The sequence below is a fragment of the Mycobacterium sp. AZCC_0083 genome, from assembly GCF_014202335.1.
Lineage (GTDB): Bacteria > Actinomycetota > Actinomycetes > Mycobacteriales > Mycobacteriaceae > Mycobacterium.
In genome coordinates this window covers 199532-214051 of record NZ_JACHGP010000010.1, presented here as the reverse complement: position 1 = coordinate 214051, position 14520 = coordinate 199532, and the positions used below count along the sequence as shown (strand labels likewise).

Annotated in this window: 11 protein-coding genes; 6 read left to right on the top strand and 5 right to left on the bottom strand. The window is 68.8% G+C overall.

Translation table 11 applies throughout. The features are described from left to right. Positions 1–154 precede the first annotated feature (154 nt). Both HNP02_RS25195 and HNP02_RS25190 read left to right on the top strand, forming a co-directional pair. A complete protein-coding gene (locus HNP02_RS25195; RefSeq protein ID WP_184443210.1) occupies positions 155–1141 on the top strand; it encodes a 2-hydroxyacid dehydrogenase in 987 nt (328 codons plus the stop codon). A 142-nt stretch (positions 1142–1283) separates the two neighbouring features. Beyond that, the gene (locus HNP02_RS25190) at positions 1284–1802 is read left to right on the top strand and encodes a hypothetical protein (RefSeq protein ID WP_184443208.1); all 519 of its coding nucleotides are present in this window, start codon (positions 1284–1286) and stop codon (positions 1800–1802) included. Here the strand turns inward: HNP02_RS25190 and HNP02_RS25185 are convergent. The 5 genes from HNP02_RS25185 to HNP02_RS25165 all read right to left on the bottom strand — a co-directional run bounded on the left by HNP02_RS25185 (position 1799) and on the right by HNP02_RS25165 (position 7252). Then, positions 1799–2725 (bottom strand): LysR substrate-binding domain-containing protein, encoded by a 927-nt coding sequence (locus tag HNP02_RS25185; protein WP_184443206.1) that lies wholly within the window; start codon positions 2723–2725, stop codon positions 1799–1801. The genes HNP02_RS25190 and HNP02_RS25185 overlap by 4 nt on opposite strands. Positions 2726–2793: 68 nt before the next feature. Beyond that, positions 2794–4059, bottom strand: a complete 1266-nt coding sequence (locus HNP02_RS25180) for a glucarate dehydratase family protein (protein ID WP_184443204.1) — start codon at positions 4057–4059, stop codon at positions 2794–2796. A 31-nt stretch (positions 4060–4090) separates the two neighbouring features. Further along, positions 4091–5020, bottom strand: coding sequence for a 5-dehydro-4-deoxyglucarate dehydratase (locus HNP02_RS25175; RefSeq protein WP_184443202.1), 930 nt, complete (start codon positions 5018–5020; stop codon positions 4091–4093). Between the two features lie 28 nt (positions 5021–5048). Further along, positions 5049–6605, bottom strand: a complete 1557-nt coding sequence (locus HNP02_RS25170) for an aldehyde dehydrogenase (NADP(+)) (protein WP_221318019.1) — start codon at positions 6603–6605, stop codon at positions 5049–5051. Positions 6606–6856: 251 nt separating this feature from the next. Next, on the bottom strand, positions 6857–7252 hold the full coding sequence (locus HNP02_RS25165) for a hypothetical protein (protein WP_184443493.1): 396 nt from the start codon (positions 7250–7252) through the stop codon (positions 6857–6859). A gap of 55 nt (positions 7253–7307) precedes the next feature. On the opposite strand from HNP02_RS25165, the gene HNP02_RS25160 reads away from it, so the two are divergent. The 4 genes from HNP02_RS25160 to HNP02_RS25145 are packed head-to-tail and all read left to right on the top strand — an operon-like array spanning position 7308 to position 14514. Then, complete coding sequence (locus HNP02_RS25160; protein ID WP_184443200.1) at positions 7308–7937, top strand: DedA family protein; 630 nt, start codon at positions 7308–7310, stop codon at positions 7935–7937. 12 nt (positions 7938–7949) lie between these two features. Continuing rightward, the gene (locus HNP02_RS25155) at positions 7950–11873 is read left to right on the top strand and encodes a Pls/PosA family non-ribosomal peptide synthetase (RefSeq protein ID WP_184443199.1); all 3924 of its coding nucleotides are present in this window, start codon (positions 7950–7952) and stop codon (positions 11871–11873) included. Then, positions 11870–13204, top strand: coding sequence for a M1 family metallopeptidase (locus tag HNP02_RS25150; RefSeq protein WP_184443198.1), 1335 nt, complete (start codon positions 11870–11872; stop codon positions 13202–13204). The genes HNP02_RS25155 and HNP02_RS25150 overlap by 4 nt, the downstream gene beginning before the upstream one ends. Further along, a complete protein-coding gene (locus HNP02_RS25145) occupies positions 13201–14514 on the top strand; it encodes a hypothetical protein (protein ID WP_184443197.1) in 1314 nt (437 codons plus the stop codon). Before HNP02_RS25150 ends, HNP02_RS25145 begins: the two co-directional genes overlap by 4 nt. The last annotated feature ends 6 nt before the right edge of the window (positions 14515–14520 follow it).

Genomic DNA, 14520 nt, shown 5'->3' with positions numbered 1-14520 from the left:
CCGAAACGGCGCTGAACAGGACATTCACGGCCCGGTCACTCGCGTCGATACCGTGCTGGCACCGGGAATCGACAAGCCATGCAGCTTGGGCATGAGTTGATGCTATTTCGGGGTTGGACGGGTATCCGCAGGTCGCCGTAGCGTGGTGACCATCATGAGCACCGAGCATCACTCCCCCGACGTCCGGACCGTGTTGCAGGTCGGACCGCTGAAACCGTCGTTGACACGAACGCTTGCCGACAGTTACGCCGCGTACGCGCTGCCCGACGAGTCCGCAGCGCGCGAGGAGTTCCTGGCCCTACACGGGGCCGACATCACCGCCGTGGTGACGTCGGGGCGCAGCGGTGTCGACGCCGATCTGATGAGGGCGCTGCCGCGTCTTGGTGCCGTGGTGAACTTCGGCGTCGGCTACGACACCACCGACGTCGACTCCGCAGCGGAGCGCGGGATCGGAGTGAGCAACACCCCCGACGTCCTGACCGACTGCGTTGCCGATACCGCGGTCGGTCTGATGATCGACACGTTGAGGCAGTTCTCGGCGGCGGACCGCTACGTGCGCGCAGGCCGCTGGACGGCAACTAGCAACTACCCGCTGACTCGCCAGGTGAGCCAGAGCCGGGTGGGGATCATCGGACTCGGCCGGATCGGCACGGCAATAGCCAAGCGGCTCAGCGCATTCGGCTGCTCCATCTCATACCACAATCGGCATGTCGTCGACGATTCGCCGTATGAGTACGTTTCCTCGCCTGCGGAGTTGGCCAGGAACGTCGACGTGTTGATCGTGGCCGCGGCCGGCGGTTCGGGGTCACGGCAGCTGGTCGGCCGAGAGGTGCTCGACGCGCTCGGTGCCGACGGCTATCTGGTCAACATCGCGCGCGGCAGCGTGGTCGACGAGGACGCGTTGGTCGAGGCACTGACGGTCGGCCGGCTGGCAGGAGCGGGCCTTGACGTGTTCGCCGACGAACCGAACGTGCCCGAGGCTCTGCTGTCGCTGGACAACGTGGTGCTGCTGCCGCACGTCGGCAGCGGGACCGTTCAGACGCGCGCGGCGATGGAGCAATTGACCCTGCGCAATCTCGACGAGTTCCTGCGCAGCGGGCGCCTGGTGACGCCGGTTGTGGAGCCGACCGTCCGCGTTTAGCTCACCGACATCTGCACGCGGGTCGTGCGCGCCCGAATTGCGCAGCCCTCGCGCAGAACTCGGCGACCAGGATTGGCATTGGCTGGCGTAGCGCATGTGAGCTAGGCCCGCGGCTCCCATCCGAGAGCTAGGATTCCGCGGCATGATCGATGAGGCGCGAGCCCGCGAGCTGGCAAAAGCCGCGTTCGAGTCCGACGACGTTGTCCTTGGCGCCGCCCGTGAACTCAATGAAGGCTGGTTCTTCCCGTGCATAGCCAAGCGAAGCCAACTCTTCACTGGCGTCATCGTCAACAAGGAGACCGGCCGACCTCTCCGGATCATGAGGTGTAGTCCCATGGAGCGCGACCCGGCCCTCTATGACCGTGGCTACCAGTTCGAGAGGTACGACCTGGTCATCCTGACCATCGAGGACCTAGAGGAAACCGTGCGCACGCTGCTCGTCTTGGGTGAAGTGACCGTGGACACGTACTACAAGTACGGCCGGGTCTGGCGCGTCGGGCGCAAGGTGACCGAGGCCGAGATCCGCGAACGCCTTTCAACGCTGCCCGCCGTCTTCAACGGCAGCCTGGTCTTCGAACTGGAACGCATCGAGCAGGCCCGCGAGGCACGATGGTTCGAGTTCAAGCTCCTGGAGTATCGCGGCCGAGAGGACCGTGACTAACCCACTACGTCTTCGAGCAGCACATCGGTGGTCCACTCCCGTTGCGGCAGGACGTCGCGCAGCACGCGCAATAGTGCCGGGTTGGTGCTGTCGCCGCGCCACGCGGCGTCGAGTTCCACCGGGCGTTCGCGGAACGCGCCGATCGACCGGAACACCACCCCTTCGGGATGCAGCGTCGCCGCCGAGGCGGGCACCAGCGCGATCCCGATACCGGAGCGCACCAGCACCAGCATGGTGTGCACCTGCGTGACGAACTGGACGTAATGGGGCGTGGCGCCAGCGATGGTGAAGGTGCTGATCAGCAGTTCGTTGAAGTACCGCGCCTGGACGGGCGAGTACATCACGACGTCTTGGCCATCGAGATCGTTGAGGGTCAGCTGCCGCGTCTGCCCCACCAGCGGGTGAGCAGTCGGCAGCGCGGCGACGAGTTGCTCGTGCAGCAGCGGCCGCGACACGATGCCGGGCCGCTTCAACGGTGGCCTTGCCATCCCCAGATCGATCTCACCGCTCATCAACGCCTCGATCTGGACGGCCGAAACCATCTCGCGCAGTTCGAGTTTGACGTCGGGCAGCTGCTCGCGCGTCCGCTCAAGCAGACGGGGAAGGACGGCGTGCGCGGACGCGGCGGTGAACCCCACCACGACGGTGCCGAGATCACCCGCTGGCACCCGCTTGACCGTCAAGGACGCACTCTCGGCAAGTTGCAGGATCCGCCGCGCATCGGGCAGGAACGCCACCCCGGCCGGGGTGAGCGTCACCGACCGGGTGGTCCTGTCGATCAGCTGGACGCCGAGTTCGGCCTCCAGCTGCTGGATCTGCCTGCTCAACGGCGGCTGGGTCATGTGCAGACGTTCGGCGGCCCGGCCGAAGTGCAGTTCCTCCGCGACGGCGATGAAGCACGACAGCCGCGCGAGAGAGAACACCTATGCACTCCTAGCATCACTATGGCCGCCGGCGGCGACAGTAGTGAATCAGTGTAGGGCGGTGGTCGTCACCAGCGAGGGCTGACTGCGCGAAAACCCGGAACGACGCTCTGCATGTAGCCGGTGTCATCGCGGTCGCGGATCCCGCACCGGACGTATTGCTCGTGCAGTGCGCCGAGCGCGTCCTCGTCGATCTCGATGCCCAGTCCCGGCGTGCTCGGCACCGCGACGGCGCCATCGCGAAACTCCAGTACCCCTGGCTTGACGACGTCCCCGGTCTTCCACGGCCAGTGCGTGTCGCAGGCATAGGTGAGATTCGGTGTGGCGGCTGCCAGGTGCACCATCGCGGCCAGGCTGATGCCAAGGTGCGAGTTGGAGTGCATGGACAACCCGAGCCCGAAGGTGTCGCAGATGCCAGCGAGCAGCCGTGAGCGTTGCAGGCCGCCCCAGTAGTGGTGATCCGAGAGCACCACGCCGACCGACTGTTTCGCGACCGCGGGCGCGAGATGGTCGAAGGCGACGACGCACATGTTGGTCGCGAGCGGCATCGGTGACTGCCTTGCCACCTCGGCCATGCCGTCAAGGCCGGGGGTCGGGTCCTCCAGGTACTCGAGGACGCCAGCCAGTCCGGCGGCTACCTTGACCGACGTCTGCGGGGTCCACGCGGCATTCGGGTCCAACCGCAGCGGGTGTTCGGGGAACGCCTCGTGCAGCGCCTCGATCGCCTTCATCTCCTCCTCGGGCGGGAACACCCCACCCTTGAGTTTGATTGCGCTGAAGCCGTATTCGTCGATCAGGCGGCCAGCCTGTGCCACGATGCCCGACGGATCGAGCGCCTCCCCCCACGCGTCGGGCTCGGCCCCAGGATGCCCGGCCCACTTGTAGAACAGGTAGGCGCTGAAGGGCACCGCGTCACGGACCCTGCCGCCGAGCAGGTCGGACACCGGCCTTCCGGTGGCGTGCCCCTGTACGTCGAGGCAGGCCACCTCGAACGGCGAGAACACCTGGTCGACGGCGCTGGCCGTGGTGATCATGCCTGCCGTGCCGACGGCACGGGAGTCTCCGGCGAGCCGATCGGCGATGGCGGCGCGAATTGCATTGAGCGCGAACACGTCCAGGCCGGCGATGGCCGCCGCGGCCGCCCGCAGGCGGTCGAGGTGTGCGGAGTCGGCGTACGTCTCGCCCAACCCGACCAACCCAGCGTCGGTATCGAGCTGGATGATCGCGCGCAGCGCGAACGGCTCGTGCACGCCGACGGTATTGAGCAGCGGCGCGTCGACGAAGGCGACCGGGGTGATGCGGGCGCCCGTGATGGCGATCCGGGCGGAAGTCATCAGCGTCCTCTGTTCTTCGCGCAAGCGCTCATCACCGCGCGGCGGCTAGTTCGTCGGCGATCACGGCGCGGCCTGCCTCGATGATCCGGCCGAGCTCGGCGAGGGCCTCCGGCGACGGCATGGTCAGCGGCGCCCGCACCGGGCCTGCGTCGAGGCCTTCCATGGTGACGCCCGCCTTGATGAGGGACACCGCGTAGCCGGGCACGGTGTCCCGCAACCGGACCAGCGGGTGGAAGAACTCGCGCAGCAGTGCGGCGACGAGATCGTCGTCCCCGCGCTCCAGCGCCTGATAGAACGCAAGCGCCAGTTCGGGGGCGAACGCGAACGTGGCCGACGAGTACAGGGTGACGCCGATGGCGCGGTAGGCCTGTTGCGAAACCTCCGCGGTGGGTAGGCCGTTGAAGAACTGGAACGGCTTGCCGTCCTGCGCCAGCGCGTCGGTGACCGCGCGGACGATGCGCGCCACCAGGTCGACGTCGCCGGTGCCGTCCTTGAACCCGACGACGTTGGGCAGACGGGCGACCTCGACGGCGGAAGCCTCGTTGTAGCGGGCGTTTCCGCGGTTGTAGACGATCAGCGGCAGGTCGGTGGCCGCGGCTACCTCGCGAGTGTAGGCGACCAATCCGTCCTGCGGCATCTGCACCAGGTACGGCGGCAGCAACAGCAGCCCGTCGGCACCGGCCTCGGCGGCCGCCCTTGCGAAGAGCTTGGCCTGGGCGACGGATCCGCCTGCACCGGCGTAGACCGGCACCCGTCCGGCGGTCGCCTCGACTGCGGTGCGCACGATGCCTGCGAACTCGCCGGTCTCCAGCGCGTGGAATTCGCCTGTGCCGCAGGCGATGAAGACGCCGCCGGGGCCTGCATCGACACCCGTGGCGACGTGCTCGGCGAGCTTTCGCAGATCGACCTCACCGGATTCGGTGAAGGGTGTGACGGGAAAGAAAAGTACGCCGTCAAGCATGTCGGAATCTCCTAGCTGGGTGGTTCGGTCAGTCTTGAACGAGGCGGCCGTCGATGCGCCGCAGGAGGCCGTCCGGATTGCCGTCGGCAATCACGCTGGGCAGCAATGACTTCGGCACGTCCTGATAGCAGACCGGTCGCAGGAATCGTTCGATCGCGCGGGCGCCGACCGAGGTGGTGCGGGAGTCCGACGTCGCGGGGTACGGTCCGCCGTGCACCATGGCGTAGCCGACCTCGACGCCGGTCGGCCAGCCGTTGAACAAGATTCGCCCTGCCTTGGTCTCCAACGTCGGCAGCAATCTGGCGGCCTCGTCGTGATCGGACTCGTCGGCGTGCACGGTCGCGGTCAGCTGCCCCTCGAGACCCGCTGCCACCGAACTCATCTCGGCAGCATCGGCACAGCGGACCACCATGCTCGAGGCGCCGAACACCTCGGCCTGCAGCACCTCGGAGTCTTGGAAGTTCGCGGCGTCCGTGGCGAACAGGGCGGCCTGACAGGCGGTCGGGCTGTCGGCGGCGGCGCCGCGGGCAACGAGATCGGCCTTGGCGCTGAGCGTATCCACGCCGTTGGCGTAGTTCGCGGCGATCGTGGGCGTGAGCATCGGGGTGGCCGCGGCCTGTGTCAGCGCGTCCCGTGCCGAGGCGATGAAGTCGTCGAGGCCGGGGCCGTCGACGGCGATCACCAGGCCGGGATTGGTGCAGAACTGGCCCGATCCCATGGTCAGGGAGGCGACGAACGCGCGGCCGAGGTCGGCACCACGGGCCGAAAGGGCGCCGTCGAGCAGGAACACGGGGTTGATCGAGCTCATCTCGGCGTAGACCGGGATCGGCTCGGGCCGTGCGGCGGCCGCGGCGACCAGAGCCGTTCCGCCGGAACGGGATCCGGTGAAGCCGACGGCCTTGATCCGCGGATCGGTGACCAGTGCGGCGCCGAGCCCTGGCCCCGTTCCGAACAGCAGCGAGAACGTGCCCTTGGGCAGACCCGCGGCGGCCACGGCGTCGGTGATGGCGCGGGCGACGAGCTCCGAGGTGCCGGGATGTGCGTCGTGCGCCTTGACCACCACGGGGCAGCCTGCCGCCAACGCCGACGCGGTGTCGCCGCCTGCCACCGAGAAGGCCAGCGGGAAGTTGCTCGCGCCGAATACGGCTACCGGGCCCAGTGCGACGGCGCGCTGGCGGATGTCCGGGCGCGGCAACGGGGTTCGGTCGGGCAGGGCGGGGTCGATGCGGGCGCCGGTCCAGCTGCCCTCCCGCACGACGGCCGCGAACAGGCGAAGTTGTCCAGTGGTACGTCCGACTTCGCCTGCGATGCGGCCCTCGGGAAGGCCGGACTCGGTAACGGCACGCGCGACGAGGGCAGCCTTGATGGCGTCGAGGTTGTCCGCAATGCCCTCGAGGAACTGCGCGCGCCGTTCGGACGTGGTCGCCCGGTAGACCCCGAACGCCTCCGCAGCGGCCGCGCACGCCGCGGCGACGTGACTGGCGTCGCCATAGCGGTAGCCGGGTTCGATGGCGGCGCCCTTGGCGGGGTCGAATCCGCGGATCTCCTCACCGGTTCCGGTGACGAGCGCCCCGGCGATGATCATCTGTCCGGTCAGTTGCGTGGGGTCGGCGATCGTTGCGGTCACGCGACCAACGCTATGGCCCCAACCGATTCATGTCCAAGACCGATTTGGCGTCGACTAATCCAGTAGTTGGATCAGTTGGGGGCGAGCGAAGCGACCCGGGGCGTGTGCGTAGGGGCGAGCGAAGCGACCCGGGGCGTGTGCGTAGGGGCGAGCGAAGCGACCCGGGGCGTGTGCGTAGGGGCGAGCGAAGCGACGGGGGGTGTACCCAGTCAGGCGCTGGCCCGCCCGCGCATGGCCAGCCTGCCGAGCACGTCGTGCCCCAGCCGACGCAGGTCTTGGCGGGGCAGACCGGCCGCCGGGATCAACGCGACGCCGTCGGCGACGTCGGCCGAATCGATGTCGGCGATCAGCCCGGTCAGACCGTCGACCGTGCCCGCGTAGCGGACCGTCCCGTCGTCGCCGACCGCGCGGAAATCCCCAGGCACCGCAACGGCGAGGTCGAGGATGACCGCCACGTCACCGCCGCCTGCGCGCAGACGTGCCGCACTGCGCTGGGCGCGCTGCAGGTCGGGCGCGGTGAACCGCACCACGGGCCCACCACCCGACGTCAACTCGGTGAGGTCGCCGCCCGTCTCGTCTGCCACGAATAGCCGCACGTCGGCCAGGGTAGGCGCCGGTGCCGGTTCCGCCGAGGGTTGCGATCAGCGAGAATTCTGCGGAATGACCGACACCCAGCTGCCCGGCGTCTTCGGTGACGTCCAGCCGATCCTCGAGCACTACGGCTACCTCGCGGTCGGCGGATTCGTCCTGCTGGAGGACTTCGGGGTGCCAGTGCCCGGCGAGGTCCTACTGATCTCGGCGGCCATCTTCGCAGGTGCAGGCCACATGAACATCGCCGTGGTGATCCTCGTCGCGGTGCTCGGCGCCATCATCGGAGACAACATCGGCTACGCGGTGGGCCGGCTCGGCGGGCGCCCACTTGCCGAACGATGGGGCCGCTTCGTGTTCCTCACCCCGGCGCGGCTCGACAAGGCCGAGGCCTACTTCGATGCCCACGGCGGCAAGATCGTCACCATCGCCCGGTTCATCGAAGGCCTGCGACAGGTCAACGGTCTGATCGCCGGAATCGTCGGGATGCACTGGCTGAAGTTCCTCGGATTCAACGCCCTTGGCGCAGTGCTCTGGGTCGGTACGTGGGCCGGATTGGGCTTCCTGACCGGCGCGCACATGGTCACCATCTACGCGACGTTCGAACGGTACAAGTGGTATGGGATCGGTGCCCTCATCATCGCCATCGCAATTGTCATCACAATCCGCGTGCGGCGTGGCAGGGCGGAGCGCGGCGCTTAGTAGTTTGTAACCGTGACAGCCGCTTCTGGACCCAGCATTCCCGCCCAGTACGTGCTGTCGTCGTCCGCTCCCGAGCCGCGGACCCTGATCGACATCCTGTACGAGACCGCCGAACGTCATCCCGACTCGCCTGCCATCGACGACGGCCAGGTTCAGCTCACCTACGCCGAGCTGGTCCTCGACATCGAGGAGAGCGTCGAATGGCTCGCCGCGCGTGGGATCGGCCGCGGCGACCGCATCGGAATCCGCATGCCGTCGGGCAGTTACGCGCTCTACGTCGCGATCCTGTCGACGCTGGCCGCCGGTGCGGCCTACGTGCCGGTCGACGCCGACGACCCGGACGAACGCGCCGCGCTGGTGTTCGGCGAGGCAGGTGTCGTCGGCGTCATCACCGAGAAGGGCCTGGTCCGCGGCCATGGCTCGTCGCGTGGATGGCGCGCAGGCAAGCCGTTGGCCCGCGACGACGCATGGATCATCTTCACGTCGGGTTCGACCGGTACGCCCAAGGGAGTCGCCGTCACCCACCGCAACGCCGCGGCCTTCGTCGACGCCGAGGCGCAGATCTTCTTGAAGGACAACCCGATTGGACCCAATGACCGGGTCCTCGCCGGGCTGTCGGTCGCGTTCGACGCGTCGTGCGAGGAGATGTGGCTGGCCTGGCGCAACGGCGCGTGCCTGGTGCCCGCGCCCCGCTCGCTGGTCCGCAGCGGAATGGACCTGGGGCCGTGGCTGGTATCCCGCGACATCACCGCGGTGTCGACGGTGCCAACGCTGGCGGCGCTCTGGCCCGCCGAGGCCCTCGAGGCGGTGCGCCTGCTGATCTTCGGCGGCGAGGCGTGCCCGCCCGAACTCGGTGAACGGCTCGCCGTGGACGGACGCGAGGTCTGGAACACCTACGGCCCCACCGAGGCAACGGTCGTGGCCTGTGCGGCTCCGCTCGACGGCAAGGGCCCGGTGAGCATCGGCCTTCCGTTGCCCGGCTGGGACCTTGCCGTCGTCGACAAGCACGGCAACCCGGTCGCCCTGGGTGAGGTCGGCGAACTGGTGATCGGCGGCGTCGGCCTTGCGCGCTACCTGGATCCCGAGAAGGACGCCGAGAAGTACGCGCCGATGCCGACCCTGGAATGGGCACGTGCTTACCGCAGCGGCGACCTCGTTCGCCTGGAAGCCGACGGCCTCTACTTCATGGGGCGCGCCGACGACCAGGTCAAGGTCGGTGGTCGCAGGATCGAGCTCGGCGAGGTCGACTCGGCGCTGGTGAATCTGCCTGGCGTCAGCGGCGGCGCCGCAGCCGTTCGCCGCACCGCAAGCGGCACCCCGCTTCTGGTCGGCTACATCGCCAGTGCCGATCCCGAGTTCGACGTTGCGGCCGCACGTGCCGCCTTGAGCGAAGCGCTGCCCGCCGCCCTGGTGCCGCGGCTCGTCCTCGTCGACGAACTGCCCACCCGCACGTCGGGCAAGGTCGATCGCAACGCGCTGCCGTGGCCGATCGACGGCGCCAGCGGATCCGACGGCCCCGACCTCGGCGGCACGACGGGCTGGCTGGCCGGGCTGTGGCGCGACGTCCTTGCCGCGCCGATCGACGGGCCCGAGGCCGACTTCTTCGCCCTCGGCGGCGGATCGTTGTCGGCGGCGCAATTGGTCGCGGCACTGCGCGCAAAGCATCCGCAGGTGACGGTGGCCGACCTGTACGACCATCCTCGGCTCGGGTCGTTGGCCGGTTACCTCGACGAGCTCGATCCGCCGCCTCGGGTCGAAACCCGAACGGTGAAACCGGTTTCGCGGCTCACCGAGCTGGCGCAGGTGCTTCTCTCGCTCCCGCTGGCCACCCTGACCGGGATGCAGTGGGTGGTGTGGCTGGCGCTTCTCAACAACGTCGCCGCCGCGTTGACCCTGCTGCCGTGGGCGGTGCCAGTGAACTGGTGGTGGATCGCGGCGGGCTTCGTCGTCTTCGTCACGCCGGTCGGGCGGATGGGCATCGCGGTACTCGCCGCGCGGATGCTGCTCGGCGGGCTCGAGCCCGGCACCTATCGTCGCGGCGGACCCGTGCACCTGCGGATCTGGCTCGCCGAACGACTCGGCGAGGCCAGCGGCGCCGAGAACCTGGCAGGCGCGCCCTGGCTGGTCTACTACGCCAGGGCATTGGGCAACAAGGTCGGCAAGGGCGTCGACCTGCACTCGTCTCCCCCCGTCACCGGCATGCTGACGCTCGGGCACCGGTGTTCGATCGAGCCCGAGGTCGACCTGACCGGGCACTGGATCGACGGCGACCAGTTCCACGTCGGCCGCATCGAGGTCGGCACCGACGCCACCGTCGGCGCGCGGACGACGCTGCTACCCGGCGCCGTGATTGGCAAGAACGCCGACGTGGCACCGGGTTCCGCCGTAATCGGCAAGGTGAAGTCCGGCCAGTACTGGAAGGGCTCGCCCGCCGCGAAGTCCGGCAAGGCCCGGCATCCGTGGCCAGACGAGCGGCCGCGCCGCGCCCCGCTGTGGGTGGCGATGTTCGGCGTGACGTCGGTGTTGCTCGGCAGCCTGCCGTTGGTGGCGCTGGCCGCTGGCCTCGCGGTGCTGGGATGGGCGGTGCGCCACACCGCAACGCTGTCCGACGCGCTGGTTCCCGCGGCGCTGTGGACGCCTGCGGCGACGCTGACGGCAGTGGTGGTCTACGCATTGCTGACGGTGATCGGCGTGCGGGTGCTTTCGCTCGGCCTGCACGAGGGATATCACCCGGTGCGCAGTCGGGTCGGATGGCAGGTGTGGGCCACCGAACGCCTGATGGACGCCGCCCGCAACTACCTGTTCCCGATCTACGCGAGCCTGCTCACCCCGGCGTGGCTGCGGTTGCTCGGCGCGAAAATCGGTCGCGGAACCGAGATCTCGACGGCTCTGCTGACCCCGAAGTTCACCGTCGTCGAGGACGGCGCCTTCCTCGCCGACGACACCATGGTGGCGTCCTACGAGCTCGGCGGCGGCTGGATCCACGTCGCCACGGCCACCATCGGCAAGCGCGCGTTCCTCGGCAACTCCGGTATCACCCAGCCGGGTCGGCGCGTGCCGGACGACGGTCTGGTGGCCGTGCTGAGCGCGACGCCGCACAAGGCGAAGGCCGGATCGTCGTGGCTGGGCAGCCCGCCGATCAGGCTGCGCCGCCAGCCGACGGCAGCCGACGCGCTGCGCACCTTCCACCCGTCGCTGCGGTTGAAGATCTTGCGCGGTCTGGTCGAGACGTGCCGGCTGTTGCCGTTGATCGTCACGTTCGCGATCGGTGTGGCGGTGCTTGGCACCCTGCAGTTCCTGACGGGCGAATTCGGTTATCTGTGGGCAGCATTGGCGGGCGGGGTCCTGCTGCTCGTCACGGGCGCGGTGGCAGGCGGCATCGCCGTGGTGGCGAAGTGGCTGTGGGTCGGCCGCATTCGGGCCGTCGAGCATCCCCTGTGGTCGTCGTTCGTGTGGCGCAACGAGGTATCCGACACGTTCGTCGAGACGGTCGCCGCGCCGTGGTTCGCCAGGGCCGCGAGCGGTACGCCGGTGATGAACCTGTGGCTGCGGGCGCTCGGCGCCAAGATCGGTCGCGGCGTGTGGTGCGAAACGTATTGGCTGCCAGAGGCCGACCTCGTCACCCTCGGCAGGGGCGCCACCGTCAACCGGGGCTGCGTGGTGCAGACCCATCTGTTCCACGACCGGATCATGCGTATGGACACGGTGGTGCTGGAGGACGGCGCGACGCTCGGCCCGCACTGCGTGGCGTTGCCCGCCGCGCGAATCGGCGCGGGCGCCACGGTCGGGCCGGCGTCGTTGGTCATGCGCGGGGACGAGGTGCCCGCGTCGAGCCGCTGGCAGGGCAATCCGATCGCGCCGTGGAATGCGTTGCGCAAGAAGCGGAGCGAGCGGTCCGACAAGCCGTCCAAGACGGCTGGAGTCTCTGCCGCGTGACGCGATCGCACAAAAAGGCCACCAACCGAACACCTCCCGTCATCGACCCCTACATTCCCGCCAACGGCAACTTCGGCTACCGGGTGTCCCGCTACGAACTCGACCTCGAGTACAAGGTGAACATCAACCGGCTGTCCGGCACCGCCACCATCACCGCGGCCACCCTGGCGTCGTTGAAGACGTTCACCCTGGACCTGTCCGATGCCCTGACGGTGTCCAAGGTCTCGGTCAACGGGCACAGGCCCCAGTCGTTCAACCATTCACACGGCAAGCTGAGCGTCACGTTGTCGACGGCACTTCCTGCGGGAGCGGCGATGTCGATCATCGTGCGCTATGCAGGCACGCCCCGGCCGCTCCGAACCGTTTGGGGCGAAGTCGGTTTCGAGGAGCTGACCAACGGTGCGCTGGTGGCCGGGCAACCGAACGGCGCGGCGTCGTGGTTTCCCTGCGACGACCACCCGAGCAGCAAGGCCAGCTACCGGATCGTGATCAGCACCGAGAACCCGTACCGCGCGGTGGCCAACGGTGAGCTGGTGTCGAAGCGGACGCGCGCGGCGATGACCGCCTGGACCTACGAGCAGGCCGAACCCACGTCGACGTATCTGATCACCCTGCAGATCGGCGACTACGAGACGCACCGATTGACGAAGACACCGGTGCCGATGAACGCCGTTCTGCCGCACCGGTTGAAGCATGACTTCGAGTACGACTTCGGCCGTCAACCGCAGATGATGAAGCTCTTCGTCAAGCTGTTCGGACCGTACCCGCTCTCGACCGGCTACACCGTCGTCGTGACCGACGACGATTTGGAGATTCCCCTTGAGGCGCAAGGCATCTCGATCTTCGGTGCCAACCACTGCGACGGGGAGCGCACTGCCGAGCGCCTGATCGCCCACGAGCTCGCTCACCAGTGGTTCGGCAACTCGGTGACCGCGCGACGCTGGCGCGACATCTGGCTGCACGAGGGTTTCGCCTGTTACGCCGAATGGCTGTGGTCGGAGGACTCGGGTGGCCGCAGCGCCGATGACTGGGCCAGGTACTACCACGGCAAGCTCGCCAGCTCGCGGCAAGACCTGCTGCTGTCCGACCCCGGTCCGCGCGACATGTTCGACGATCGGGTCTACAAGCGGGGTGCGCTGACGTTGCACGTGCTGCGCCGGACCATCGGCGACGACGGCTTCTTCGACCTGCTCCGCGACTGGACCACCCGGCATCGCCACGGCACCGCCGTCACCGATGACTTCACCGGACTGGCCGCCAACTATTCGGACGAGTCACTGCGGCCGTTGTGGCAGGCCTGGCTGTATTCGAAGGACGTCCCCGACCTGTGACCGACGGCGCGTCGACCGTCCCCTCACAGGGACCGGTGACCAGGGGCAGCTTCGCCAGGGTCGGGGCGGCGACGGTGGTCAGTGCGCTCTTCGGCTATGCCGTGCTCTACCTCGCTGCGCGTGACCTCGAGCCTGCCGGCTTCTCGGTGTTCGCCGTGTTCTGGGGCGCGTTCGGACTTCTCGCAGGCGCAGCGAACGGCCTGCTTCAGGAGTCCACCCGCGAAGTGCGACAGACACAGCAGGTTCCCGTGGTTGACGGAGCCGCTCCGGCGGCGACATCGGACGCCGGAGCCGCTCCGGCGGCGACATCGGACAAAGCCCCCCGGATCCACCCGATTCGGGTGGCCGTTCTGGTCGGGGTGGTCTCCGCGGCGGTCGTCGTCGGCACCTCGCCCTTGTGGTCGAGCCACGTCTTCGTCGAGTCGCGGCTGCTCAGCGTCGCCCTCCTGAGCGCAGGGATCGCCGGGTTCTGCCTGCACGCGACGCTGCTTGGCGTGCTGGCCGGGGTAGACCGCTGGGGCGAGTACGGGGCACTCATCGTCGGCGACGCGACGATGCGGGTGGCGGTGGCGACGGCCACCTTCCTGATCGGCTGGGGTTTGGTGGGCTATTTGTGGGCCACCGTGGCGGGGTCGATCGCCTGGCTGGCGCTGCTGTTGGCGTCGCCTGCCACGCGTGCGGCCGCGCGACTGCTCACCCCAGGCACCACCGCGACGTTCCTGCGGGGCGCGTCGCACTCGATCGCGGCGGCGGGGGCCAGCGCCGTCCTCATCATGGGTTTCCCGGTGCTGCTGAAGGCGACGTCGCAGGACCTCGGCGCGGCAGGCGGCGTCGTGATCCTCGCGGTGACGCTGACCCGCGCACCGCTGCTGGTGCCACTGACCGCGATGCAGGGCAACCTGATCGCCCACTTCGTCGACCAGCGCGCGGCGCGGCTGCGGGCCCTGGTGATGCCCGCGCTGGTGGTGGTGGGGCTCGGCGTGGTGGCGGTCCTCATCGCGGGGCTGGCCGGGCCGTGGCTGCTGCGGTTCGCGTTCGGACCCGAGTACGAGGCCGGCGGTGCCCTGCTTGCCTGGTTCACCGCGGCGGCCATCGCGATCGCCCTGCTCACGCTCACCGGCGCCGCGACGGTCGCGGCGGCGCTGCACCGCGCGTACGCCGCGGGCTGGATCGGGGCAACGCTGGTGTCGGCCCTTCTACTGCTGCTGCCGGTGGCGCTGGAGACGCGCACCGTCGTGGCGCTGATGTGCGGACCGCTGGTGGGAATCGTCGTGCACCTCGGCGCTCTGAGCAGGATTCCCGCACCATGAGCGTGT